Source organism: Lacticaseibacillus huelsenbergensis, from assembly GCF_029726355.1.
Lineage (GTDB): Bacteria > Bacillota > Bacilli > Lactobacillales > Lactobacillaceae > Lacticaseibacillus > Lacticaseibacillus casei.
Genome location: NZ_CP120687.1, coordinates 173319 through 198135, shown reverse-complemented (window position 1 = coordinate 198135; position 24817 = coordinate 173319). Strand labels below are relative to the sequence as shown.

23 protein-coding genes and 1 riboswitch are annotated in these 24817 nt (G+C 46.7%); of the genes, 21 read left to right on the top strand and 2 right to left on the bottom strand.

The genetic code is table 11. The features are described from left to right. Positions 1–54: 54 nt before the first annotated feature. Positions 55–621: a hypothetical protein gene (locus tag LHUE1_RS00890; RefSeq protein WP_047105742.1), complete on the bottom strand. Its 567-nt coding sequence runs from the start codon at positions 619–621 to the stop codon at positions 55–57. A gap of 660 nt (positions 622–1281) precedes the next feature. Here LHUE1_RS00890 and LHUE1_RS00885 point away from each other — a divergent pair. The 15 genes from LHUE1_RS00885 (at position 1282) to LHUE1_RS00815 (ending at position 16421) form a co-directional block, all read left to right on the top strand. Then, entirely contained in the window at positions 1282–2064 is a 783-nt protein-coding gene (locus tag LHUE1_RS00885; protein WP_047105741.1) for a (Fe-S)-binding protein, read from the top strand. Then, positions 2061–3545: a LutB/LldF family L-lactate oxidation iron-sulfur protein gene (locus LHUE1_RS00880; RefSeq protein WP_277848159.1), complete on the top strand. Its 1485-nt coding sequence runs from the start codon at positions 2061–2063 to the stop codon at positions 3543–3545. The genes LHUE1_RS00885 and LHUE1_RS00880 overlap by 4 nt, the downstream gene beginning before the upstream one ends. Then, complete coding sequence (locus tag LHUE1_RS00875; RefSeq protein WP_049169253.1) at positions 3538–4245, top strand: LutC/YkgG family protein; 708 nt, start codon at positions 3538–3540, stop codon at positions 4243–4245. The genes LHUE1_RS00880 and LHUE1_RS00875 overlap by 8 nt, the downstream gene beginning before the upstream one ends. Positions 4246–4486: 241 nt before the next feature. Continuing rightward, complete coding sequence (efp, locus tag LHUE1_RS00870; RefSeq protein ID WP_010491634.1) at positions 4487–5050, top strand: elongation factor P; 564 nt, start codon at positions 4487–4489, stop codon at positions 5048–5050. A 382-nt stretch (positions 5051–5432) separates the two neighbouring features. After that, positions 5433–6866: an MFS transporter gene (locus LHUE1_RS00865; RefSeq protein ID WP_049169255.1), complete on the top strand. Its 1434-nt coding sequence runs from the start codon at positions 5433–5435 to the stop codon at positions 6864–6866. Between the two features lie 431 nt (positions 6867–7297). Continuing rightward, positions 7298–8920: a peptide ABC transporter substrate-binding protein gene (locus LHUE1_RS00860; protein ID WP_049169257.1), complete on the top strand. Its 1623-nt coding sequence runs from the start codon at positions 7298–7300 to the stop codon at positions 8918–8920. A gap of 149 nt (positions 8921–9069) precedes the next feature. Beyond that, complete coding sequence (gene opp3b / locus LHUE1_RS00855; protein ID WP_010491629.1) at positions 9070–9993, top strand: oligopeptide ABC transporter permease; 924 nt, start codon at positions 9070–9072, stop codon at positions 9991–9993. After that, positions 9993–10991, top strand: coding sequence for an ABC transporter permease (locus tag LHUE1_RS00850; protein WP_025012999.1), 999 nt, complete (start codon positions 9993–9995; stop codon positions 10989–10991). Before opp3b ends, LHUE1_RS00850 begins: the two co-directional genes overlap by 1 nt. An 11-nt stretch (positions 10992–11002) precedes the next feature. After that, the gene (locus LHUE1_RS00845) at positions 11003–12055 is read left to right on the top strand and encodes an ABC transporter ATP-binding protein (protein ID WP_277848158.1); all 1053 of its coding nucleotides are present in this window, start codon (positions 11003–11005) and stop codon (positions 12053–12055) included. Position 12056: 1 nt separating this feature from the next. After that, positions 12057–13037, top strand: coding sequence for an ABC transporter ATP-binding protein (locus tag LHUE1_RS00840; protein WP_049169261.1), 981 nt, complete (start codon positions 12057–12059; stop codon positions 13035–13037). A gap of 325 nt (positions 13038–13362) precedes the next feature. Further along, a complete protein-coding gene (locus tag LHUE1_RS00835; RefSeq protein ID WP_049169262.1) occupies positions 13363–13992 on the top strand; it encodes a histidine phosphatase family protein in 630 nt (209 codons plus the stop codon). Between the two features lie 265 nt (positions 13993–14257). After that, entirely contained in the window at positions 14258–14569 is a 312-nt protein-coding gene (locus LHUE1_RS00830) for a helix-turn-helix domain-containing protein (protein ID WP_010491620.1), read from the top strand. A 301-nt stretch (positions 14570–14870) separates the two neighbouring features. Then, the gene (locus LHUE1_RS00825) at positions 14871–15095 is read left to right on the top strand and encodes a DUF2829 domain-containing protein (protein ID WP_049169265.1); all 225 of its coding nucleotides are present in this window, start codon (positions 14871–14873) and stop codon (positions 15093–15095) included. Continuing rightward, the gene (locus tag LHUE1_RS00820; RefSeq protein ID WP_049169267.1) at positions 15092–15805 is read left to right on the top strand and encodes a 3-oxoacyl-ACP reductase; all 714 of its coding nucleotides are present in this window, start codon (positions 15092–15094) and stop codon (positions 15803–15805) included. Before LHUE1_RS00825 ends, LHUE1_RS00820 begins: the two co-directional genes overlap by 4 nt. A gap of 19 nt (positions 15806–15824) precedes the next feature. Further along, a riboswitch (PreQ1 riboswitch) is annotated at positions 15825–15923 on the top strand. Continuing rightward, positions 15921–16421, top strand: a complete 501-nt coding sequence (locus tag LHUE1_RS00815) for a QueT transporter family protein (protein WP_277848157.1) — start codon at positions 15921–15923, stop codon at positions 16419–16421. It overlaps the preceding riboswitch by 3 nt. Before the next feature lie 170 nt (positions 16422–16591). Here LHUE1_RS00815 and LHUE1_RS00810 read toward each other — a convergent pair whose 3' ends face one another. After that, positions 16592–17311, bottom strand: a complete 720-nt coding sequence (locus LHUE1_RS00810) for an SGNH/GDSL hydrolase family protein (RefSeq protein ID WP_049169271.1) — start codon at positions 17309–17311, stop codon at positions 16592–16594. Positions 17312–17601: 290 nt separating this feature from the next. Between LHUE1_RS00810 and rfbB the strand changes: the two genes are divergently transcribed. From rfbB to LHUE1_RS00780, 6 genes are all read left to right on the top strand, one after another. Next, positions 17602–18579, top strand: a complete 978-nt coding sequence (gene rfbB, locus LHUE1_RS00805) for a dTDP-glucose 4,6-dehydratase (protein WP_049169273.1) — start codon at positions 17602–17604, stop codon at positions 18577–18579. 429 nt (positions 18580–19008) lie between these two features. Continuing rightward, positions 19009–19923 (top strand): YveK family protein, encoded by a 915-nt coding sequence (locus tag LHUE1_RS00800; protein ID WP_049169276.1) that lies wholly within the window; start codon positions 19009–19011, stop codon positions 19921–19923. A gap of 15 nt (positions 19924–19938) precedes the next feature. Continuing rightward, positions 19939–20685, top strand: coding sequence for a CpsD/CapB family tyrosine-protein kinase (locus LHUE1_RS00795; protein WP_277848156.1), 747 nt, complete (start codon positions 19939–19941; stop codon positions 20683–20685). Between the two features lie 87 nt (positions 20686–20772). Continuing rightward, the gene (gene glf / locus LHUE1_RS00790) at positions 20773–21891 is read left to right on the top strand and encodes a UDP-galactopyranose mutase (RefSeq protein ID WP_049169279.1); all 1119 of its coding nucleotides are present in this window, start codon (positions 20773–20775) and stop codon (positions 21889–21891) included. 39 nt (positions 21892–21930) lie between these two features. Then, positions 21931–23370, top strand: coding sequence for a flippase (locus LHUE1_RS00785; RefSeq protein ID WP_277848155.1), 1440 nt, complete (start codon positions 21931–21933; stop codon positions 23368–23370). A gap of 82 nt (positions 23371–23452) precedes the next feature. Continuing rightward, positions 23453–24814 (top strand): O-antigen polymerase, encoded by a 1362-nt coding sequence (locus LHUE1_RS00780; RefSeq protein ID WP_277848154.1) that lies wholly within the window; start codon positions 23453–23455, stop codon positions 24812–24814. Positions 24815–24817: the final 3 nt, after the last annotated feature.

Here is a 24817-nt window from a genome sequence, read left to right as displayed (position 1 = left end):
CTTTTTAGATTGACGTGTGAGACGCGATAACTCGATTGCTAGTCTGGGACAGAATTAACCCATAACTTTCCGCAGTTTACCAACCGCAATCGGCAAAGTAAGATATGGCTTGCTTTTGTCTAGATCACTTGCCACGGTCTTAGGCAGAATAACATCACTTTGCACGCCGTTGACATAGATAACCGTGTTGTCGAGGTTGAGCACGTCGCGGCCATAGCGCTTGCGCAATTGGTCGCGCAGTGCGGATACAACGACGCGCTGTTGATAAATGTAAAAGCCATTGTCATCGGCCTCGGGGTATTTGCTGCCGACCAGTTTCAGCTTATCCGGTGCATTGTCGAGCGGCACAAAGACCTTGCCGGAAACTTGCTCGGCTTCTTCTTCATCAACCACACCGTCATGATTCTGATCCTGGGCGCTAGTCGCCGGCGCAACCGGTGCATCCGATCCGGTACTTTCCAATACTGCCATATGGTTCATATCCGCTGGCGTATTGAACATCTCTATTCGGATTTGCAAAGCATCATCATCAGTGACTTCAAAATTTGCAAATCCGTGCGCTTGGCGGCCAATGCAATCCGAGTTAAGTGCCCGCAACGTTGCCCTATATCGCTTACGCATAAACCCGCCTCCATTTTTGAGTTATTTTAGGTAAACCTAACTCACCTTTAATGTTAGTCCTTTTAGACAAAAAATCAAGGCCGTGAAACATCGAGAAACATTGATATATCAATGTGGAACAGGGAAAATATGCAAGGCTGTTCGTCGAAATCGATATTATTGTAAAAGAAACGAATATTGCGCGCAAAAAAGTTAGTGATCGTTAACACCCAACATCCCAAGTGTCTTCATGTGGCTCGATCGGAACAACCTGCTATACTCGTCCTGATTTAGAAATGGATGCAACAGAGGAACAGGGATTTTGACAGAGGAAAAGAGGTCATCAACTTGGCAAAAGTTAAAGTGCTGACCATCCTCGACACGACCAGCGCCATTTAAATAATTGTGATTTTATATCATTGAATTGACCACAACCAATCATTGCTTATGATTGCATAAGCGTTGTACGATTAAAACAGCTTAAAGCTAGGCGCAATCTGGCTTTAAGCTAAGTGGCGTATGTCACAATAACGCGGTATGACCAAGGCTTTTGCTGACTGTCTTGGCAGGAAAACTTGATCACAAAATAACAATTTGCCATTTTGGAAGCGTTTTCGGTGTTGCATTTAGCGCCACTGGTGTATAGTTAAATTGGAATCATTGTAATATGGGAGGTGCATTATGAGAGTCGTTATTTTCTCCACCTGTATCGTGGATCTTTTCTTTCCCAATGTTGGGGCGGCGATGACCGAAGTGCTTGAGCGGTTTGGGTGTGAAACGTTTATGCCGGTCAAACAGATTTGTTGCGGTCAGCCAACCTATAACTCTGGCTATGTGAAAGCCAGCCAGAAGGTGTTCCGCAACGAAATTGATGCGTTGTTGTCGGTGGACGCCGATTATATTGTCGGGCCAGCCGGTTCTTGCGTGAACATGTTGCGGGAATACCGGATTTTGTTAAAGGATGATCCCGAATATGCGGAAAAGGCTAAGCAAGTCGCGGACAAGACGTACGAATTTTCCCAATTTCTATACCGCGTGCTGAATGTCATCGATGCCGGAGCCGAGTTGGATGCCAAGGCAACTTATCATCGTTCCTGCCACATGACGCGGTTGCTCGGTGAGCGCACGGCGCCGTTTAAGCTGCTGGATCATGTGAAGGATTTGCAGATGGAACCGTTGCCGCACATCGAAAACTGTTGCGGCTTTGGCGGGATGTTCTCTGCTAAGGAGCCGGAAATTTCCAAACAAATGGTCGATGAAAAAGTTGACGATGTGTTGAGCACCGGCGCACAGGTTCTGATTTCAGCCGATCCGTCTTGCCTGATGAACATTGCCGGCCGTTTTTCCCGGCGAAATGAAAAGATCAAGATCATGCATATCGCGGAAGTTTTGAACCACAATGTTAATCCGGAGCGGATCAAATTCCATGAACCGCTTGGGGTCGAACAGGAGGTGCGCCCATGACAATTTCAACCAGTGACAAGCCGTTCTTGGAGCGGGTTAAGGAATCAGAACAAGACAAATTCATGCAGGCCAGCGTTGCCAAGTCGCAAGATGCCCAGTGGGACAAGCGGGAAGCTTCACGTAAGGAGCTCGGAAACTGGCCGCAATGGCGGGATCTAGGCGAACAGATTCGCCAACATGTCATTAAGTACTTACCGGATTATCTGGAAGAATTTAGCGATAACATCGAAAAGCGCGGCGGTCACGTTTATTTTGCCAAAACCGACAAAGAGGCGGCTGCGTATATTACGAAGCTCGCCAAGGAAAAGCAGGCACATAAAATTGTGAAGTCCAAGTCAATGGTGACCACGGAGATCAACCTGGACAAGGAATTATTGAAAATTCCGGGCACCCAGTTGATGGAAACCGATTTGGCGGAATTTATTTTGCAAGAAGACGATTGGGCCGAACCAACGCACATTGTCTTTCCGGCATTAGCCAAAAACCGCGATCAAGTCAAAGAAATCTTCGACAAACTCGGTTATGAAGGCGACAACGATCCGGAACATCTGGCGCGGTTTGCCCGGGAATACCTGCGCCGTTACTTCTTACAGGCAGACTTTGGGATTACCGGCTGTAATTTTGCCATCGCCGACTCCGGGCTGATTAATTTGGTAACCAATGAAGGTAACGCTGATCTGACCATGGCTATCCCGAAGACGCAGGTGGTTGTGATGGGAATGGAACGGATCGTGCCGAGTCTGAAGGAAGCCGAGACGCTGGATAACATGTTGTCGCGGTCGGCGGTTGGCCAGAAGCTGACCAGTTACTGTTCCTTCTCCGGTAAACAAGTCGAAGGCGAAGCAGACGGCCCCGAAGACTTCCATGTAGTCATTGTCGACAACGGCCGCAGCAATGCGCTCGGCACCCCGTTTGAACCGGTGCTGCAGTGTATCCGTTGCGGGGCCTGCCTCAACGTCTGCCCGGTTTATCGTCATATCGGCGGACACGGCTACGGCTCGATTTACCCCGGACCGATCGGCGCAGTGCTGTCACCAGTGCTAGACGGCTATGAAAAGTTCGGCGACTTGCCGTTTGCTTCAAGCCTTTGTGCCGCCTGCACCGAAACCTGTCCTGTCCGCATTCCGCTGCACCATCTGCTGATCAAGCACCGTGAAGTCATGATGGACAAGCTGAAGATGGATCATAGTTTTAGCGACAAAATTATGAAAATGGTCGGTGTCGGCACCAGCGCGCCGGTTCTCTTCAACATGGCGCTTGATATGGATCATGCGATGATGGGCGTTTTGGCTACCAAAGACCAAGGCAGCGTTGAAAATGAATACAACAGCGGCCGAATCAAACAAACCGGTATGATGCCGAAGCTGGCGCGCGGTTGGACCGATGTGCGTGATTTACCGCGGTCGCCGAAGAAGAATGAGAACTTCCGGCACTGGTTCAAACAACACAAAGCAGCATTGGAGGCGCAAAAACATGATTGATCACAGTAATCGCGAAGACTTTTTAAATGCTATTGCCGAAAAAGCCGGTCGCCCGCGCCACCAGCTTCAGGATCACCCGTTTGAGCCACTGAATGATCTGCCGGAAACCACGTTGTCTGGCCATTCGCAAGACGAGCTGGAAGCGATCGCCAAGAAAAATAGCGAGGCCGTGCATGTGACTTTTTCCACGACGGACAAGGCTGGGCTGGCCGATGCGTTGAATGCTTACATTGAACACGACGCGCCGAAAACGCTTATTCTGCCGACAACGGATCAGTATGAGGATTTTGGCCTGCGTGACTGGACGGGAACCGTTGTGCCGAAGCCGATGTATTGGACGCCGGGAAAAGGGCGCGACTTCAACTTGAAGCAGGCGGCTGCGGCTGATGTTGCAATTGGCTTTGCCGATTACCTGCTGGCTGAATCCGGGACCATTACCATTGCGACAACGCCTGGGCAGGGCCGCGGGTTCCACTTTTTGCCAACGCATTATCTCGCCATTGTTAAGAAAAGCAACATTTTGCCACGGTCACGGCAGGCGATGGATCGTTACGATGCCGCCATCAAAGCTGGTGAACTGCAGACCAGTAACATTAACTTCATCACCGGGCCATCGAACTCGGGCGATATTGAAATGACGTTGGTTGTTGGGGTGCACGGGCCGCTGGATATGACTTATTTGGTGGTTGAAGATATGTAGCAGGTAGCTCGTTAATGCGAGATGCCTGAATGAAACGGTCTTAGGGACAGCAGTTGTCTCTGTGGCCGTTTTTTGGTGCGGCGGGGTTTATGCCACTTTTTTCAGTTAAGTGACCGTTCATACAGATATGGTATACTTGCTGATGAAACGATTTGTACCGGTGCTTAGTGAACACTTAGGTTGTAAACGCGCTCACACATTTTGCTGGCGCCGGTTTGCTCATAATAAAGGGGATAGCTCAATGACAGAAGCAATCGATTTGAAGGCCGGAATGGTCTTTGTTAAGGATGGCAAGTTGATTAAGGTTTTGGAATCGAATCATCACAAGCCAGGCAAGGGTAATACCGTGATGCAGATGAAGCTGTATGATGTGCGTTCCGGTGCCAACGTGACCACGACGATGCGGCCGAGTGAAAAGGTCGAAATTGCGATCATGGATCGTAAGAAGGCCACTTATCTGTATACGCAAGACGACACCGCTTATTTCATGGACAGTGATACTTATGAGCAGTATGAGGTTCCAACTGCCAGCATTGCGCGTGAACTTAAGTATATGCTGCCAAATGTGCCGGTCGAAATTGAGTTCTATGGTGATGAAGTGATTGGCCTCGAGCTGCCGGGAACGGTCGAGCTTGAAGTCACCGACACGCAGCCAGCGGTCAAAGGCGGCACAGTCGCAGGAGGTGGCAAGCCAGCCACACTTGAAACTGGCTTGGTCGTTACTGTACCCGACTTTGTTAAGGCTGGGGAAAAGATTTTGGTCACCACCGATACCGGTACTTACAAAGGCCGTGCTCAGAAGTAAATAGCAAGATGCGTCCAGTTAAAGGGGCGCTTTTTTAATGGCCGAAAAGTCTAGTTGGGTTTTGATGGGCAAGGGTAGCATTGGATGACCATGCTTGGCAAAAGAAAACGCGTTTACTGGACCCAGAAACCTGCGTGTAAGGGCCTTGGGCTTGATAGCCAAACTTGGGGGTATTTGGGGGCAGGCAATCCGGTTCCGAAACGCGCTCACTGGCCCAGAAGCCTGCACATAAGGACCTCAAGCTTAAATGGCCAAAGACCAGCCATTTAAGCTTGAGGCCACTTATGCTCCGGCTTCTAACCGGGCCAGTTCGCGCTCTGGGCTAATTAATTGTTACAAAATAACAATGAGCATAGAATACACTCGAAAGGGTGTGGGGACGATGGAAATGTCGCGGGCGCAACGCATTAAAATTCTGATTGTTTTAGGGATGATGTCGTTATTGACGGCGCTATCCGGATCGAGCACCAATCTAGCCATGCCCAGGATTTCTGAAGACTTGATGATTTCCAGTAGTGCGGCGACCTGGATTGTGTCCATTGGTCTCATCACGACAGCGGTTTTGTTGGTGATGTTCGGGCATATCGGCGATTTAGTCTCCAAGAATCTGGTCTTCCTGATTGGCGAAGTTGTGTTTATCGTTGGCTCGCTGTTGACGGGGATTGCTCCGACCTATCTGACTATTATGGCAGGTCGGGTGGTTCAAGCGGTTGGCTCGGCAATGATTATGGCCAATTCGATGGGCATCATTAGCCAATATTTTCCGGACGCTAATCGCGCAGAAGCCCTTGCTGTCATCTCGATGTTCGTGTCGCTGGGATCAATTTCCGGCCCGGCATTCGGTGGTATCCTCATTACTTGGGCGAGTTGGCGCTGGATTTATTTGTTCAATGTACCGGTGGGAATCATGATTGTTTTGGCCGGTATGCGTTTGTTGCCGTTACGACGGCCAGCGCATGGTGAGATCAGGCGCGTCTGGCAACAAGCTAATTGGACCGGGCAGAACCTGTTCACCGGTGGGATGATTTTGATGTTCGCCAGTGGGTACTGGCTGCAACAGCCAAAACAGCTTTGGCTGGGCGCAGGCATTTTGGCAGGCGGGATCCTATTAACGATTCTGGCATTTATTCAGGATCAACGCTCACGCTCGCCGTGGATTGCGCCGAGCATTATGCACAATCCGGACTATTTGATTTCGGTGAGCGTGTTGTTGATTGTGATGCTGGTCAATTCGGTATCGAATATTCTCCTCCCATTCTACCTGCAGAGTTATGGCGGCATTTCCGCGTTCGCCAGCGGTTTGCTGATGATGTTGCAGAGTGTCACGATGCTGATGATTACGCCATTTGCCGGTTGGCTGGCCGATCACTGGAATCGCTATTATCTGACGATTCTCGGCTTATTCGTCCTGATCATCTCGCAAATCGGGTATGCCAGTTATCCCGCCAAAATAACCATGGCGCCGATCATCTGGCCGATTGTCGCCAATGGTGCGGGGATGGCCTTGTTCCTGTCGCCGAATAACGCCTTAACCATGGGCGCCGTGGACAGTAGCCTCTCCGGGGTTGCCGGTTCCATGAACTCACTGGCCCGCACGATCGGGTTGACCATCGGCATCAGTTTCGGCGCAACCTTGCTATTTGCCCAACTTCCTGGCGTGACCCGCATCTCGCCACAATCCGGCGAACCATTTTTACACGCACTGGCTACGGTCTTTTGGTTAGCCACTTTGGTCTCCGTCGTCGGCCTGGTGATTGTGGTATTCCGAAGCATCCGCAGCCGCAAAAATGGTAAGACACTCACTAATAATAAGTAATTACTTTGAAAATAATTAGCAAGAACTTAGCAGCAGAGCTGGTTCTTGCTTTTTTAGTGAGCACATGAATAGCAAGTTGTTTGACAGAAGCGAAAATTATTCGAACAAAACACACAATTTCATGAAAACTGGAAGAAATTATGCCAAAAGTGCGTGTTATTTAATATTTGGGTTGCTGCAGCTTCCAATATTGCAGCGAGTTTTCAATGTCACTCCTTGCCAGCGAAACAAACTTTGCTATTTCTGGATTTAATGCGCTATCTAAAACATTCGTATAAGCCTTGTACGATTTGTTATTTGATACTAGGTTTAACCTTTTTACGAGACATTTTCTGACATCGCGGTTTTTTTATCCGAAATTGAGGGTTTACTTATTTACATTAATGAGATTCTAATGTAAGGTAAGTTCAATCATTTTAGGAGGGAACAAGATGAAATTTAGAAAAACAATGGTTGCGGGCACAACAATTGCGCTCGCTGGGGTGTTAGCAGCCTGTGGTTCTAATTCAGCAAGCAGTAACGGCAAGTCCATTACGCGGATGGAATCTGATGTTATTTCCACGATGGATCCCTCAACCAACACGGACGTCATTGGTGGCCAAGCGTTGATTGATACGATGGATGGGTTATATCGCTATTCAGGCAATAAACTGAAACCGGCAATTGCCAAAAGCGAGCCAACGGTAACTGACGGCGGTAAAACCTACACCTTCAAGTTACGCAATGCTAAATGGAGCAACGGCGACCCGGTAACGGCTCAAGATTTTGTTTTTGCATGGCGACGGACGGTTGAGCCAAAGACCAAGTCGCAATACGCTTACTTATACTCCGGTGTGAAGAATGCCGATGATATTACGGCGGGCAAGAAAGCACCTAGCACGTTAGGCGTTCAGGCAGTTAACAAGACAACCTTGAAAGTCACCCTGGAACATCCGATTCCTTATTTGAAGACGATGTTGGTTAACCCGGCATTCTTCCCGCAAAATCAGAAGTTTGTTGAGAAAGCTGGTAAGAAATATGGGACGGCTTCTAAGTATCTCTTGTCCAATGGCCCTTACGAGTTGAAGAACTGGAACGGAACTGGTAACACTTGGAAGGAAACCAAGAACAAGACTTACTGGAACGCAAAGAACGTGCATATTGATACCATTAATGGCCAAGTGGTCAAGGATTCCCAGACGGCATTAAACCTGTATCAGTCCAAGAAGCTGGATCTTGCAACAAAGATTAGTGGACAGCAGGCGGCTCAAGCCAAAACGATGGCAGATTATCGCGGGCTCAAGCAAAACGGAACTTTCTACCTTGAATTAAACGAGAAGAAAGATCCGATTTTCAAGAATGCCAAGATTCGTCAGGCAATTTCCTTAGCCATTAATCGTAAAGAATACATCAAGAAAGTTCTTAATGATTCTTCAATTCCTGCCGCCAACGCAACACCAGAAGGTTTATTCACCAAAAATGGTCAAGACTTTGCCAAGGAAGCTGCGAAAAACGATGGGTCTGCTACCAAGTATGATCCGGCGAAAGCCAAGCAGCTTTGGACAGAAGGTTTGAAGGAAACTGGCCAGTCAGCACCGACCTTGGAACTATTAACCGATGATACGACTGGTGCTAAGCGTTCTGCAGAATACCTTCAGAGTGCTTTCCAACAAGCATTGCCAGGCTTTAAGGTCAATATTTCGACGGTGCCGTTCAAGACACGTCTATCACGAGCCCAAAACGGTCAGTTCGATATGGTTTACTCCGGTTGGAATGCTGATTTCCCAGATGCCATTTCCTTCTTGGATCTGTTCACCACTGACAACACTTATAACGATGGTAAGTGGTCTAACGCACAATATGATGCGTTAATCAAGCAGTCCAAGACAACGGATGCGACTAATCCGACTGCTCGTTGGAATACGTTGTTGAAAGCCCAAGAAATCCTGACCAAAGAACAGGGTGTTGTGCCACTGTATCAACGGGTTGAAACAACCTTGCAACGTAAGACAATTTCTAATTTGAAATACAACCCAACAGGTGCTTACGACTTCGTTAATGCAACGGTCAAGTGAGGATCGGCAGAAGCTAAGATGAACTCAAACCTCATTTCTAGTACTGTGAGTTGTCGGCTCAATAACTAATTCTTCACAAACGGCGTTGTCACGTGTTTTGCGGCGGGACAACGCCGTTTGAGTAAAAACCCAAAAAACAGGAGTGAATCATGGCTAAATATATTTTAAAACGGATCGGCTTCCTGCTCCTGACGCTGTTTCTTGTTGCCACCATTACTTTCTTCCTAATGAAGTTACTGCCGGGGACCCCGTTTAATAATCCTAAAATTCCGGCAGATCAACTGGCAATTTTAAAGAAACAGTATGGACTGGATAAGCCGGTTTGGATGCAATATCTCACGTATATGGCAGGGATCACGCATGGTGACTTCGGGATGTCGTATCAGTATCCCGGTCAAACCGTGTCCGGCCTGATCGTTTCGCGAATGGGACCGTCACTGCAAATTGGTGCGCAAGCCATGGTTGTTGGCACACTCGCCGGCATCGTGCTTGGTGCAATTGCGGCGATTCGGAAGAATACCTGGGTGGATGCGACCGCGACAATTTTCGCAATTCTCGGCCGGTCCATCCCTAACTTCGTGTTCGCTGCGTTGTTACAACTGTTTGCTTATAAAACTGGTGCCTTCCCAGTCGCATTGTGGGGCGGATTTACGTACAGTATTTTACCGACGATCGCTCTTGCCATTGCACCACTGGCTCAGACGGCGCGGTTTATGCGTACCGAAATGGTGGATGTGCTGAGTTCGGACTATATCGAGCTCGCGCGGTCCAAAGGCGAATCACGCTGGCAGGTCGTTGCCAAGCATGCGCTGCGTAACTCCATGATTCCGATTGTTACCATCATCGGACCAATGGCGGTTGACTTGATGGTCGGCTCACTGGTTGTCGAGAATATTTTTGCGATCCCCGGCATTGGTGAACAATTCGTCAAGTCGATCACGACCAACGACTATCCGGTTATCATGGCTTTGGCAATTCTTTACAGTGCAATGTTGACCGTCATCATCTTAATCGTTGATATTCTCTACGGCTTCATTGATCCACGAATCCGACTGAGCGGGGAGGCAAACTAATGGCAACAACAAAATTAAGTCCAGACGCATTCAAGCATGTCAAAGTGAATACGGCTGAACAGGAACGCATTGCCAAGCCTGCGCTGACGTTCTCACAAGATGCGATGCGGCGATTGAAGAAGAACAAAGCCGCGCTCATCTCACTTTGGATCTTGATTATTATTGCGGTCATTTCGATTCTATCTTTGTGGCTGTCACCTTCGAATCCTAACAAGCAGAACCTGAACTATTCCAATTTGCCACCAAAATGGCCAGGCGTTGATTTGCCAGGATTAAACGGTTACCTGAATGGCCAAAATAAATACGCCGGCATGGGCAAAAATGTTTACTACCTGCTTGGCACGGATTACCTCGGCCGTGATCTGCTATCCCGTATTATGGTCGGCACCCGCGTTTCACTGTTCATCGGGATTGTCGCAACCTTCTTCGATCTGACCATCGGGGTTTTCTACGGCATCATCTCCGGATGGCGCGGCGGCATGACCGATACCTTGATGCAGCGTGTTATTGAAATCATCTCCAGTGTGCCAAACCTGGTTGTTGTTATCTTGATGTTGCAAGTGTTCAAACCAGGGATGACGTCCATCATTTTGGCAATTGCGTTGACTGGCTGGGTCACCATGGCCCGCCTGATTCGGGCGCAAACACTGCAGTTAAAAGATCAGGAATTTGTCTTGGCGGCCAGAACGCTTGGCGAGTCGAGTGTCAAAATCGCGTTCAAGCATTTGATCCCGAACCTGAGCTCCATTATCATCATTCAAACCATGTTCACGATTCCAACGGCCATCTTCTTTGAAGCCTTCCTGAGTTACATCGGGATCGGGCTGCCAGCGCCAACTGCCAGTCTTGGGACGTTGTTATCCGATGGGCAGAAGAACCTGCAAGTTCTACCATATCAACTGCTGTATCCGGCGATTGTCATCGTTGTCCTGATGCTGGCGTTCAACTTGCTAGCTGATGGCTTGCGTGACGCGTTTGATCCGCGTAGTGAACATTAGGAGGTGGCAAAATGACTAAAATTCTGGAAGTTAAAGATTTGGAAATCGACTTTGCCACTTATGCTGGACCGGTGCACGCCATTCGGGATGTCAGTTTTGACCTTAACAAAGGCGAGACGCTGGCGATTGTTGGTGAGTCTGGTTCCGGGAAATCTGTTACCGTACGTACCGTGATGGGCTTGTTGGCGCCTAATGCCAAGATTACCCACGGCGAAGTGCTCTTCGATGGCGTCGATATTCTCAAAAAGTCCGAGAAACAGCTGAATGCCATGCGCGGCAATGATGTTGCCATGATTTTCCAGGATCCGATGACATCGTTGGATCCGACCATGACGATCGGCAAACAGGTGGCTGAGCCATTAATGCTGCACAACAAGATTAGCGAATCCGACGCCTTGAAAGAAGCAGAACGTGTGCTCGAACTGGTCGGCATCAAGGACGCAGGTGGCCGATTGAAAGATTACCCGCATCAATTCTCCGGCGGCCAACGCCAACGGATCGTCATTGCGATTGCGATCATCAATCATCCGCAAATCTTGTTAGCCGATGAACCGACAACGGCGCTGGACGTGACGATTCAGGCACAGATCATCCATCTGTTAAAAGAAATCCAGTCCAAAATCGATACGTCGATCATTTTCATCACTCATGACCTCGGTGTTGTCGCCGGGATCGCTGATCGCGTGGCGGTTATGTATGCCGGTAAAATTGTCGAATACGGCGCCGTTGACGAAATCTTTTACAATGCCCAGCATCCGTATACTTGGGGCCTGCTGGAAGCAATGCCGACACTGGAAACAAAGAGCGATCGGCTGTACGCAATCCCCGGCACGCCACCGGATTTGCTTGATCCGCCAAAAGGAGACGCGTTTGCTCCGCGTAATCCGTATGCGATGGCCATTGATCTTGAACAGGAACCGCCTTTCTTCAAGATCTCGCCTACGCATTCAGCCGCGACCTGGCTGTTAGCGCCGGGTGCGCCGAAAGTGGAGTTGCCCCCGGAAATCGCGCGGCGGCATGCACTGTGGGCAAGTAAGCATCCAAACGAGAAGGTGGTGAACTGACATGGCTGACGATAAGAAAAAAGTCCTTGTTTCCGTTAAGCATCTGGTTCAGACGTTCAACGCCGGCAAGAAAGACGAAGTTAAAGCGATTCAGGATATTTCGTTTGATATCTACGAAGGCGAAACCCTTGGCCTTGTTGGCGAATCCGGTTCCGGGAAAACCACGACCGGCCGTGCCATCATTCGTCTATATGATCCAACGAGCGGTGAGATTCTGTACAACGGCCAGGACATCGCCAAGCTCAAAAATGGTTCCAAGCAGATGTTGGCTTTCCGCCGGGACACACAGATGATTTTCCAGGATCCGTATGCATCGTTGAACCCGCGGATGAAAGTCAAAGACATCATTGCGGAAGGCATCGATATTCACCATCTCGCCAAGGACAAGGCGGATCGTGATCACCAAGTCGAACAGTTGCTGGAAGAAGTTGGCTTGAACGCCGACCATGCGACCCGTTATCCCCATGAATTCTCCGGCGGTCAACGCCAGCGGATCGGGATTGCCCGGGCGCTTGCGGTGCAGCCTAAGTTTATTATCGCGGACGAACCGATCAGTGCGCTGGACGTGTCCATTCAGGCTCAGGTGGTTAACTTGCTGAAGGACATTCAGGATCGCCAAGGGCTGACCTATCTGTTCATTGCCCATGATCTGTCGATGGTGAAGTATATTTCCGATCGCATTGCGGTCATGCACTATGGCCGTCTGGTCGAACTGGCCAGTGCCGACGAAGTTTATTCCCATCCGCTGCATCCGTACACGAAGAGTCTGCTGTCCGCCATTCCTGTCCCTGACCCAGATGTCGAGCGGAAGCGTATTCCGATTCCATACGACGCCAGCAAGGTCGAAGGCGACAACAAGCAACGTAAAATGGTCGAGGTTTATCCCGATCATTACATCTTTGCCGCTGACGACGAGGTGGCAGCGTACAAGGCTGAGGCTGAAGAGGATCATAAGACGCCAGCTGGGACAGCTGCGGACTAAAAAAATGCATTTTCACTTGCGCCAGTCTTGTCTGCGGCAAGTCTTATTAAAGTGGCGTTTGATTTATAAAAGTCGGGAGCACGTAAAAGTGTTGCCGGCTTTTTGGCGTGAGCAGGAATGACTTAGAAATCGGTATGTAAGTTAATCGCAAGGACGTGGGTCCGCCGGTTTACGTAGCTTTTGCAATTGTGAGCGCGCTAATACGGCATCCCGAAACTTGTTAACATTCGCTAAATATTGCCAAGGCTGAATCGAATTTTGACTGCAAGATGGCGCTTTCTGGTCGCGGGTCTGCTACACTATCCTCAAAGGAAGTGTGCAAGGAATGACCAAGTTTTATTTTGTGCGGCATGGACAGACCGAGACGAATCTGGCACGCCGCTTTAACGGTGGGCGTACCGACACGCCGCTGACACCGTCTGGCCGCGCTGGGGCAAAGGCAGTGGGACGATTTTTTGAAACAACCGGTTTTGCTGGCATCTATGCGAGTCCAATGCCGCGGGCACAAACCACCGCAAAGTTGATTGTGGCTCAAAGCAAGGTGGCGCAACCGGCGATCATCACGGAAGAAGATTTACGTGAAGTCGATTTGGGTCAGTGGGACGGTCGCCCCTTGACAAAGGTCCAAGATGATCCCCAAATCGATAATTATTATCATAACCTGCAGGCATTTGATTATAAACGAATCGGCGCTGAGTCGTTTGAGCATGCGTTGACTCGCGGACGGCGCGTGATCACGCGAATTTATGATCAACATCCGGATGGCAAGGTGCTCGTGGTTGCCCACGGCTTGCTGGGGATGCTGCTACTGAGCACCTACCTTGGCGCAGACCTCAACAACGCCCGCGATGAAATGGCCATGCCGCCGAATAATAGTATCAGCGAAATCGACACCGATGACGGCGAAGAATTTACCCGCGGCACCTTGTGGGCATTTGTCCCGAGCGCGTTATAGAACACGAAGGATCAGTTAATCATTTGTCCCCGCCGGAATGTGCTCTTTTTTCCCGCTTATCAAGCCAATATTTGGCGCTTCCCCCACGTGAGCGCTTACAATAGTAGTGGAGATGTATTGGCGCGTTAATGTGGGGTTCGTACACCAGCGTTGTGTGAGAATAGGCCGTCTTTAGATTATTAAATAATAATATAAAATCTTTTGATGGTCGCTCGTTTCATTTAATGTTAAAGCATAACGCCGTACATTAAAGGTGGGGGACATGATGTTAGATAATATCGGAAAATTAGTACATCAACAACGCCGCAGTTTGAACCTAACGATTGAAAAGCTGGCCGAGCGTTCGGGGGTCTCAGTAAGTCTGATATCCCGTATGGAACGCGGTGATGTCAACAACATCAGCGTTAAGAAGTTGACTGACATTGCACAAGCCTTAGACATGGAGGTCGGTGATTTCTTCATCGCACCGGAAATGAGCGACATCAATACGTTAGCGTTGGTGAAGTACTTGACTGGCTTGCCGGAAACCGAGCGAGCACGCGTTTCCGAGGTACTCATGCAGGTGATTAATCTTTGAGTGCGGTCATAGGTTGAAAATACGCCAGTTGCGGTTAAGTGGCTGGGTAATTAGAAAATCGGTGCTAGCGGCAATTGTTGCTAGCACCGATTTTCTTTGTTGTTGATTGGCAGCGTGCAGGTAGTGTCAAAAGGATGAGCACTCTTGATGGCCGTTCCCCCAATCAGGCATTTTGCGCTCGGGGCTGTTCGCTAATCAAAAAATCGCGTATACTTAGTGCACTGAATTCACATCCAAGGAAGCCGCTAAGCCGCACAAAGGCTGTTGGCTGCCTGCCAAGTAAAAAGGAGGAAATAACTTCATGACATTCGAAGCAGTTCTACCATCACTGAAAAATGGCCAAAAAGCCGTTCGTACCGGTTGGGAAGGCACCGAGTTGTATGTTCAGCTAGTTCCGGAAGGCAAATTTGAAGGCGACACATTAAATCCGTATTTTCTGATCAAAACCGCGGATGAAGCGTTCAGCTTGTGGTCCCCGACTGACTGTGACATTCTCGCTGAAGACTGGCAACTTGTTGACGCATGATAGCATTCGATTTTAGCGGCAAAACGGTTGTTGTGACTGGTGCGGCATCGGGAATCGGCGCGGCTCAGGCAGCGGCGTTTACAGCAGCTGGTGCGCGGGTTATTGGCGTCGATCTGCAACCCATGACAGGGCTGGCCGTCACCATTCAGGCAGATGTCAGTAAGGCCGCGACAGCAGAAACTATCGCCCGTAACTATGAGCCCGACATTGTCTGCAACACGGCTGGGATTCTGGACGGCTACCAAGACGTCGCTGCCACGGATCTGGCAACCTGGCAGCACATTATTGATGTCGATCTCACCAGCCAGTTCTTAATGATCAAGGCACTGTTGCCAGGGATGCTCACGCGTGGACACGGAATTTTTATCAACATGAGCTCCATCGCCGGATTAGTCGGTGGCGGTGGAGGCGTGGCGTACACAGCCGCCAAGCACGCCGTTATCGGGCTCACCAAGCAGTTAGACCTTGACTACGCCGCAAGAGGCATTCGCGCCAACGCATTAGCGCCAGGCGCTATTAATACGCCTATGAACGCTGCAGACTTTGCCGGTGACGGGAAGATGGCCGCGTGGGTAGCTAAGGAAACGCCGGCCAAACGCTGGGCCAAACCAGAAGAAGTCGCCCAGGTATCCCTTTTCCTAGCCAGCGATGCCGCCGATTACATTCACGGCACCGTCATTCCTATTGACGGCGGTTGGTTAGAAAAGTAAACTTGAAACATTGTTAAGATGATGTTAATTGAATCGGAAGCGCACACCGCTTCCACGACGATACTTATTTCCTTTGATCGTCGTTATTACTGGCAAAGCCACAAAGGAGAACAATATGCAAACAACATCAATGTCCCATCGTTCAATCGTCAGTCTCACCAAAACCGCGATCGTCGCCGCTATCTATGTGGTCATGACCCTGATGCTCAGCCCGCTAAGCTTTGGGGTCGTCCAGGTCCGGTTCTCCGAGATGCTCAACTACACGGCGCTCTTCAATCGCCGGTACGTCTGGGCGGTTACGTTGGGTGTTTTTTTGGCCAATTTAGCCTCGCCAACCGCACTACTCGATGTCCCGGTCGGCACACTTGGCACCCTCGTCTTCCTCGTGATCAGTCGCTGGGCAGCCAAATTCGTCCACCAAAAATGGGCCAAATTCGCTATCATGGGCGTTCTCTTCGCCTTCTCGATGTTCACAGTCGCCGGTGAGCTCACAATCATGAGCAAGGCACCATTCTGGGCCTCCTACGCCACCATTGCCTTGGGAGAGGCTGTCTCAATGGCAGTCGGCGGCGTTGTGATGATGGTGCTGACACGTTATGTGGACTTGGATAAATAAACTTAGCAGAAACCTGTTGGCTAGTGCCGTGAAGCAAAAAGTTCACACTGATCGCCGGCAGAATTAAGAATCAATCAAAAATAACACCGAGAAGATTTCCGTCATCTCGGTGTTATTTTTGAAATTGAGGCTTATGTGAAACACGCCTGTAGGTAAAAACAGATGGCACGCTACTTCTTAAGCGTCTGCATGACATCCTTGGCGATCAACGTGTAATAATGCACACGCCCGGCATCGTTAGGGTGAACCCCATCATCGGCAAACCAGTCATCATTGCCGCCAGCCAGATAATACCAGTCAATCACATGCAGATTGCTATGCGACTTAGCCGCCGAATGAATCAGCTTATTCACCGGATCAATCCACGCTTTACCCGGCGCATACGCCGTTACCCAAAACACTTGGCGATTGCTGCCCAGCTGGTCCAAAATGCCATTAATGTCCGATTCCGTCATCGGACCATTCGTACCAAGGCTAATCACGACGGTATCGTCCAACTTGCCTTCCGACTTAAGCTGACTGATAATCGCGGGCGCTGCCTGCACTTGCCGGCCAACTTCGGCATCAATCGACATCTTCGGGAACAACACCTTGAGGTAAGCCGAGCTACCTAGCATGACTGAGTCGCCGATGGCTGTCACAGGCAAGTTCTTAGCCGCTGTGATATCGCTATCAGTTAGCCCAAAAAGCCGGTACTGATTCAGCACCTTCTCTTTTTTAACTTTAGCTTTGGAATCGTTTTGAATGCGTTGACGCGTCTGCTGGTTAACGGCAATCGCCTGTTCAGATTGATAGTGGCGGAAATAAAAGAAGCCACCAACGCCGGCAATCAACAAACCTAACGCGATACACAATATCAAGTCCCGCAAACGCAGCGTATGTTTTTTCATGATCCGTAAGCCCCCAAAAGTTACGTTGCTTTTATTTTAAACTAAAATCCAGATGAGTCTGGTTACAAGTTAGGGTCATTCTGACGGGTTTGGGGGAAATTGTAAAGAGATTGTCATAATCGACAAATTCGAGCGTATTTATCCGTAAGGCTCTCTTCGATTGTAGCCAATAGTTTCTGGCCAGGATTTTTCGAAAGGCGTTCCGTGTTAAAATTTAAGACGATTTAATAATTTCAGTTTAGAGTTACACTACTGAGACATACAGTGGCAGGAAGGAAGGTGCTGCATCCATGAATTTACTGGTTACTGGTGGCGCTGGCTTTATAGGTAGTAATTTTGTCCGATTTCAGCGACAAAATCATCCCGAGGATCTTATCGTCAATCTTGATCTATTAACTTATGCTGGAAATTTACAGAACTTGGCGGATCTACAAAATGATCGCCGTTACATCTTCGTTCACGGAAACATTGTTAATCGGGAGTTGGTGGCATATGTGATTGAACAGTATCATATTGATGCCATCGTTAACTTTGCGGCCGAGTCTCACGTTGACCGCAGTATCCAACATCCTGAAGTGTTTTATGAAACCAACGTTAAAGGGACATTGACGCTGTTGTCCGAAGCCAAAAGGAAGCATTTGAAGTTTTTGCAGATCTCGACAGACGAAGTTTACGGTTCATTAGGTAAGCAAGGCTATTTTACCGAAAAGTCTGCGTTACAGCCGAACTCACCTTACGCCGCTAGTAAAGCATCCGCTGACATGAGTGTGCGTGCATTTTATGAGACTTATAAGGTCGACGTCAACATAACTCGTAGCTCTAACAACTATGGTCCATATCAATTTCCAGAGAAGCTGATTCCTTTGATGATTACCCATGGGCTAACTGGAAAACAGCTACCAATATACGGCAACGGCAAGAATATTCGCGACTGGCTGTATGTGGAAGACAACTGTCGTGCACTTGATTTAGTTCTCAGGAAGGGTCAGGCTGGCGAGATCTATAACGTTGGTGGCCATAATGAGCGCAGCAACAATACGATCGTGCAAAATATCGTCGATCATTTGGGATTATCAAAAGATCGCATTGAATATGTTGAGGACCGGCTTGGTCATGATAAGCGTTACGCCATTGATTCGACTAAAATCAGTCTTGAATTAGGCTGGAAACCGATTACCTCCTTTGACGCAGGTTTGGACAATACAATCAATTGGTATATAACACATCGCAACTGGTGGAATTTACTGTTAGATAAAGCAAAGTTTTAAAAAAGCATATGAAGGACAAAAACAGGCAGGCATTGCCAGTTCACGAGAAAAAGTAAATTAGATCTCATTGATGGCATGCAGGTTTGGTGTTTCTAGAATTCGTGATTGTATTTTAAGCCAGAACTTAAGCTGAAATAATTAAAGCGCGCAGTCATTTTGACAACCGTCGTAAAAAATGTAAAGAGACTGTAACACAATCGTTATCAAGGATTACTATAATGGCATAATAGCTTGTGCCTTTCTGACTTGACGACAATTGATTCAGTTCAAAAAGTGTCTAGCTATTTTAAAATGGGTGGACTTGAAGTCACTTGCTAAGGTATTATGCTCAGGAGTGGCTTTTTAGATTTTGTCTTCAGTGCGGACCATCTTATCATGTCCGCATAAAAAAATTTGTTTTTAATTTTGAATTAGGTGGGGAAAGAGTTCATGAACAAACAGATCGACCTTTCGCAGTTGTGGCAGATCCTCAAGCGCAGCTTTCTAGCAATGATCATTCTCGGCATTCTAGGTATGGCTGTGGCTTATTTTGGTGCTAAGACGCTTATAGCACCGAAATACGAGGCTGATACGTCGCTTTTGGTTAACCGGAAGCAGGATAATGATCCGAATATGCAATTAAATGCGCAACAAGCTGATGTGCAAATCATTAATACATATAAAGATATTATTACGCGTCCAGTCGTCTTACAGGCAGTAGCTGATGATTTGACAAGCCCGCAACGTGTGATAACAAAAAAAGCTGAAAAAGCTGTTTACGGCACCCGGTATAATGCGACGACAGGAGTTCGGGAACGATATGTTGTTGAAAAAGCTAAGCCGGCTAAGTACAAGTTGGAACCGGCAAAATATACTAACTTAACAGCAGACGATTTAGCTAAAATGGTTTCCGTATCAACACAACAAAATTCTCAAGTATTTACGGTCAATGTTAAGGATAATGATCCGGTTCGAGCTCGGGACATTGCAAATGAAGTTGCCAAAGTGTTTGAACAAAAAATTGCAAAAATGATGAGTATATCAAATGTGTCGGTTGTTTCAAAAGCTACAGCTAACTCGACGCCTGTTTCACCACGATTAAATTTAATTGCAATTGTTGGCTTGGGTATCGGGGTTCTGATTGCCTTCATGTGGGGATTGATTCGTGAACTAACTGACCAAACCGTTAAGGATCTCGACTTCATAACAGATTCACTAGGACTGGTAGATTTGGGTGCTGTGAATTATGTTCAGCGAATGAAAGATATTGATGAAGTCATTCAGGCGACAAAAGCAAAATATGACGATGATGTAGATAGTTTTGACGGACCAAATCTTCCCCAGCGAAGTCGTCGTCGAGTTTAAGAGAGGAAGATATTAATGAACTGGCTATTTAAGTTTGGTTTTAAACGAAATCAAGAAGACCAAGAATCCCAAAAAAACGGGGTTATGTTAGTTACGTATGCTGAACCTAAACATGTCGTGTCTGAACAATATCGGACCGTTCGCACGAACATTGAATTTGCAGCAGCTGCCTTAGACAAGTGTCAGGTCGTGATGTTTACGTCTTCTACAATGTTAGAAGGGAAATCTACTGTCTCAGCAAATGTTGCGGTTACATGGGCCCAAGCAGGGAAAAAAGTTCTGTTGCTCGATGCAGATCTTCGTCGGCCAACCGTTCACGCAACTTTTAGAAAGCTTAACTTGGATGGTGTGACAACGGTACTAACTGGAAAATCAAAGCCAGATGAAGTTGTAGAGGAAACATTTGTTGATAACTTAAGCATTATTCCTTCAGGTCCAATTCCGCCTAACCCATCTGAATTGCTAAATTCCAAGCGGATGTCAGATTTATTAGATTGGGCGCGGGGAAACTTTGATATTGTTGTTTTAGATGCTCCGCCTGTTTTAGCAGTGTCAGATGTGCAGGTTTTAGTTCCAAAGACAGATGGGGTTGTCATTGTGACTAAAATCGGTCAGACACAAAAAAGCGACTTGCGCCGAACTGTTGAAGTCTTAAAATTAGCAAAAGCTAAAATTCTCGGATCAGTCGAGCGTGTAAAAGCACGACATGGTGACAAAGGCTACGGATACGGTTATGGCTACGGCTATCAAAGTAACGTGTAACCTCTTTTTAAAGTGAGACTTGCTAGCAGAATAAACAAACTCAATATTCAAAATAAATACGCATTAGTTTAATTTGGGGGATTAACGATGAAGTTATTGATCGTTGGTGCTGGCCTGTTCGGGGCCACTATAGCACGAGAACGCGCACTAAAAGGTGACAAAGTTGATGTTCTTGAAAGAAGAGAACATGTTGCTGGTAACATTTATACCGAAAATATTGAAGGCATTCAGGTTCATAAATATGGTGCCCATATTTTTCACACAAGCAATCAAGCAGTTTGGGAGTACATCAACCAGTTTGCAACCTTCAACCGTTATACAAACGAAGTCATTGCCAACTATAAAGGTGAGATTTACAACCTGCCCTTTAACATGAATACTTTTAATAAAATGTGGGGCGTCATCACACCTGCTGAGGCAGAGGCAAAGATCGCCGAACAAAGAGCGGCTATGGCTGGCAAAAAGCCAGAAAACCTTGAAGAACAAGCAATTTCGCTAGTGGGTATTGACATTTATCGGAAGCTAATCAAGGACTATACAGCTAAGCAGTGGGGGAGAGACCCTAAAGAACTGCCGTCGTTCATCATCCGCCGCTTGCCTGTCAGGTTGACGTATGACAACAACTACTTTAACGATCGGTATCAAGGCATTCCGGAGGGCGGTTATACTCAGATCGTCGAGAAGATGTTGGATCAGCCTAATATTCATGTCGAACTCAATACCGATTTTTTGGATCACAAACAGGAATACTTGAACCAATACGATAAGGTTATTTATACAGGTATGATCGATCAGTTCTTTGATTACCAGTTGGGGACTTTGGAATATCGCAGTTTACGATTCGAAACCGAAGTTTTGGATATGGATAATTTTCAAGGAAATGCCGTTGTCAATTATACAGATGCAGAAACGCCATTTACGCGGATCATCGAACATAAACATTTCGAATTTGGGAAAGGTAATCCTGGCAAGACGGTTATAACACATGAATATCCTGCCAGTTGGTCAAAAGGTGATGAGCCATATTATCCGGTAAATAACTCAGAAAATAACCACTTATTTACTAGTTACCGCGAATTAGCTGCCAAGGAAACACCACAGGTTGCTTTCGGCGGACGCTTGGGCCTCTATCGCTATTACAATATGGATCAGGTTATTGCAGCAGCTTTGCAGTTTCTGCAAGGGGACTTCTTTAACAAGAAATAAACTGCTAATTAACTGACTCTTAATTGATAATACGTGGAAATGAGGTGGATCGTCACGAAAGTTGTCAAGAATCTCCTGTGGAACATGGGGTATCAAGTTTTTATCCTTTTATTGCCAATCGTTACGATCCCATATGTTTCGCGTGTTCTTGGACCAACCGGAATCGGAATTAACGCCTTCACAAATTCAATTGTTCAGTACTTTGTGCTGTTTGGCACACTTGGGCTGACGATGTACGGTAATCGCGAAGTAGCATACCAACGTGATCATCCTAAGAGACTCTCAAGTCTGTTTTGGGAATTAACATTGATTCGTGTCGGAACAACGAGCATTGCCACGATATGCTACATTGGTTTCATCATAATAGCAGGGGAATATCAAACTTTCTATTTGATCCAGGGCCTTTTGCTGGTTGCAACTGCCATTGACGTTTCCTGGTTCTTCCAGGGTCTTGAGGAATTCAGGATTACTGTACTAAGAAATACTTTAGTGAAGATAATTTCTTTGATATTGATCTTTGTATTGATCAAAACTAAAAATGATCTTGGCTTGTATATTTTGATTCTGACTGGCTCACAAGTGTTAGGGAACATGACCTTACTTCCGTATCTAAAACGGTATGTTAGGTTCCCTCACCTATCAGACTTAAAATTAATAAATCATTTGCGTCCAACACTTGAGATGTTTATACCGCAAATTGCGACGCAAGTTTATTTGCAGCTTAACAAGACTATGTTAGGTGCATTAATCGGTGTCCAAGCTTCAGGTTTTTATGACAACTCGGATAAGATTGTAAAAATTATACTAGCGATTGTGACTGCGACTGGGACGGTTCTTTTACCCCACACAGCGCACAGTTTTGCGATGGGAAAGCACGATGAGGTCGAAGAATCACTAAACAAGTCGATGCACTTTATTCTGGTTATTGCATTCCCGCTGGCAACGGGGCTGGCAGGTATCGCGCCTGTGTTTACAAGGATTTTTTTTGGTAAAGGGTTTGACCCTGTTTCAGATTTGTTGGTCATCGAATCAATTGTTATTGTTCTTATAGGAATTAGTAATGCAACAGGCGTTCAATATTTACTGCCAACAAATCAACTTAAACCATTTGCGACTTCGGTTGTTTTAGGTGCAATTTCGAATATAATCTTAAATGTCCCGCTCATTTTAATTTTGGGAAGCAACGGAGCCATGATAGCGACAGTCCTGTCAGAATTACTCGTGACAGTTTATCAACTTTTAAAGGTCAAAAACCAGATCAGACTTCATATCATTTTCCGTGAAGTTTGGAAATACGTGGTTGCTGCTCTTGTGATGGGTGTAAGTGTTCGGATTTTCATCAGTGTGTTGTCGTTATCTAGTCTTACGGCTTTGTTTGGAGCTATCATCTATGGCGCTTTGATCTACACGGTAGCACTGTTCATGTTTCGACCGGTGGTATTGATGAGAATGCTCACGTCTTTAAAAAAGCTTCATTAATCGATTGGCTTCAAGGAAAGATCCTACGTCGGGCCCAAAACATGATGGTAAAAAATAAGTATAGAGAATGTAAGGAGAAAGAATGCTCCCATTAGCCTTTACTTTAATTCTGATTCTAATTGCAGCGTATTTTTTGAATAATCGAGAATTAATGTCCCCTGCCGTCTTATATTCAGGTGCATTTGCATTTAGTGGCTTATGGGCATTAGCTTATGCAGGAAAATGGTTTTTAGAGCCTTCCTCGTTAACCGTTCTGGTTTTAGTCGGTGGCGGTCTCGAATTCATTTTTGTGACATGGTTTATCCACCTTTTTTTTAGTTCAATACGGTCAAAACAGGTAGTGAACGAGCACGATCTAACGCGTGCAGTAGACAATCAAAAGTTAAATGTTGGAAAAGAAAAGATCGAGGAGTGGACAGTTGCCACATGGAAACTCGTTCTTATCTTGGTTGTATTGATAGTTGGTATTTTCTATACAATTTATGAAATTAAAAAAATTGGCGGTGGTATGTCATTAGGAGATGCCATTTACTATGTCAGGGTGCAAACGATCTTTACAATTAATGGGAATACTTTGCCCCGTTCAGTAAGTATCATTAGGAATTTTTCGTTAAGTTGCGGATTCTTTTTTGGTTATCTACTAGTCCGTGAGTTTGTTTATTTTCATAAATTCTCGCTCTCAAATGTCTTTATAGTTTTGCTGGCCATTGTGACGACGTTGTTAATGGGCGACAGAACAGAAATGGTTGTTGTGTTGATTGCAATCTTCTGTTATTACTATTGCTTACTGAGAACCAAAAGCAACTGGTCCAAACCAAACAACAAGAAATTCATTGCCGGTATTGTGATTGTCGGTACCATCGTGTTGCTGGTATTTCCACCAATCGCTAATATGTTAGGACGAGAAAGTGATGCGGGTTCTAATAGTCTAGATTACTTGTCGGTTTATATTGGTGCAGAAATAAAAAATTTGGATATATTCTTACGAACTACAACTATTCCTGTTACGGGTTCAGTTTGGGGGAGCCAAACTTTTGTAAACATTCTTCCATGGTTTGCTAAGATCTTCAACTTTACGTTACCGCCGGAAGGGTTAACGTTACCTTACCAAACTGTAAACGGTGTCTATCTGGGAAATGTTTATACCACATACTATGCTTATCTGTATGATTTTGGAATTTGGGGCGTGTTTACGTTAGTTCCTATTATGGCAGGAATTAGCCAATTATTTTTTGAACGCATTCGGGTGACAAAAAACCCCAATCATGTGCCATACAGCATTTTAATCTATTCGAATATCGTTAGCTCACTTGTACTTTCGTTTTTTTCAAATAAATTCTTTGAGCAGATATTTGCACGTCAGTTTGTGCTGATCATCTTTTTCTGGGTCTTCTTAAATTTCTTTATCTTCGAGACCGGACTACGGCAGTCAAGGGGCAAATAGATA

Bases quoted from the DNA above. Each gene is read 5' to 3' on its own strand.
- LHUE1_RS00885 (WP_047105741.1), top strand. From the start codon at position 1,282: ATGAGAGTCGTTATTTTCTCCACCTGTATCGTGGATCTTTTCTTTCCC.
- rfbB (WP_049169273.1), top strand. From the start codon at position 17,602: ATGAATTTACTGGTTACTGGTGGCGCTGGCTTTATAGGTAGTAATTTT.
- glf (WP_049169279.1), top strand. From the start codon at position 20,773: ATGAAGTTATTGATCGTTGGTGCTGGCCTGTTCGGGGCCACTATAGCA.
- LHUE1_RS00815 (WP_277848157.1), top strand. From the start codon at position 15,921: ATGCAAACAACATCAATGTCCCATCGTTCAATCGTCAGTCTCACCAAA.
- LHUE1_RS00780 (WP_277848154.1), top strand. From the start codon at position 23,453: ATGCTCCCATTAGCCTTTACTTTAATTCTGATTCTAATTGCAGCGTAT.
- LHUE1_RS00875 (WP_049169253.1), top strand. From the start codon at position 3,538: ATGATTGATCACAGTAATCGCGAAGACTTTTTAAATGCTATTGCCGAA.
- LHUE1_RS00830 (WP_010491620.1), top strand. From the start codon at position 14,258: ATGTTAGATAATATCGGAAAATTAGTACATCAACAACGCCGCAGTTTG.
- efp (WP_010491634.1), top strand. From the start codon at position 4,487: ATGACAGAAGCAATCGATTTGAAGGCCGGAATGGTCTTTGTTAAGGAT.
- LHUE1_RS00800 (WP_049169276.1), top strand. From the start codon at position 19,009: ATGAACAAACAGATCGACCTTTCGCAGTTGTGGCAGATCCTCAAGCGC.
- LHUE1_RS00835 (WP_049169262.1), top strand. From the start codon at position 13,363: ATGACCAAGTTTTATTTTGTGCGGCATGGACAGACCGAGACGAATCTG.
- LHUE1_RS00785 (WP_277848155.1), top strand. From the start codon at position 21,931: ATGAGGTGGATCGTCACGAAAGTTGTCAAGAATCTCCTGTGGAACATG.
- LHUE1_RS00890 (WP_047105742.1), bottom strand. From the start codon at position 621: ATGCGTAAGCGATATAGGGCAACGTTGCGGGCACTTAACTCGGATTGC.
- opp3b (WP_010491629.1), top strand. From the start codon at position 9,070: ATGGCTAAATATATTTTAAAACGGATCGGCTTCCTGCTCCTGACGCTG.
- LHUE1_RS00810 (WP_049169271.1), bottom strand. From the start codon at position 17,311: ATGAAAAAACATACGCTGCGTTTGCGGGACTTGATATTGTGTATCGCG.
- LHUE1_RS00860 (WP_049169257.1), top strand. From the start codon at position 7,298: ATGAAATTTAGAAAAACAATGGTTGCGGGCACAACAATTGCGCTCGCT.
- LHUE1_RS00825 (WP_049169265.1), top strand. From the start codon at position 14,871: ATGACATTCGAAGCAGTTCTACCATCACTGAAAAATGGCCAAAAAGCC.
- LHUE1_RS00840 (WP_049169261.1), top strand. From the start codon at position 12,057: ATGGCTGACGATAAGAAAAAAGTCCTTGTTTCCGTTAAGCATCTGGTT.
- LHUE1_RS00795 (WP_277848156.1), top strand. From the start codon at position 19,939: ATGAACTGGCTATTTAAGTTTGGTTTTAAACGAAATCAAGAAGACCAA.
- LHUE1_RS00880 (WP_277848159.1), top strand. From the start codon at position 2,061: ATGACAATTTCAACCAGTGACAAGCCGTTCTTGGAGCGGGTTAAGGAA.
- LHUE1_RS00865 (WP_049169255.1), top strand. From the start codon at position 5,433: ATGGAAATGTCGCGGGCGCAACGCATTAAAATTCTGATTGTTTTAGGG.
- LHUE1_RS00845 (WP_277848158.1), top strand. From the start codon at position 11,003: ATGACTAAAATTCTGGAAGTTAAAGATTTGGAAATCGACTTTGCCACT.
- LHUE1_RS00850 (WP_025012999.1), top strand. From the start codon at position 9,993: ATGGCAACAACAAAATTAAGTCCAGACGCATTCAAGCATGTCAAAGTG.
- LHUE1_RS00820 (WP_049169267.1), top strand. From the start codon at position 15,092: ATGATAGCATTCGATTTTAGCGGCAAAACGGTTGTTGTGACTGGTGCG.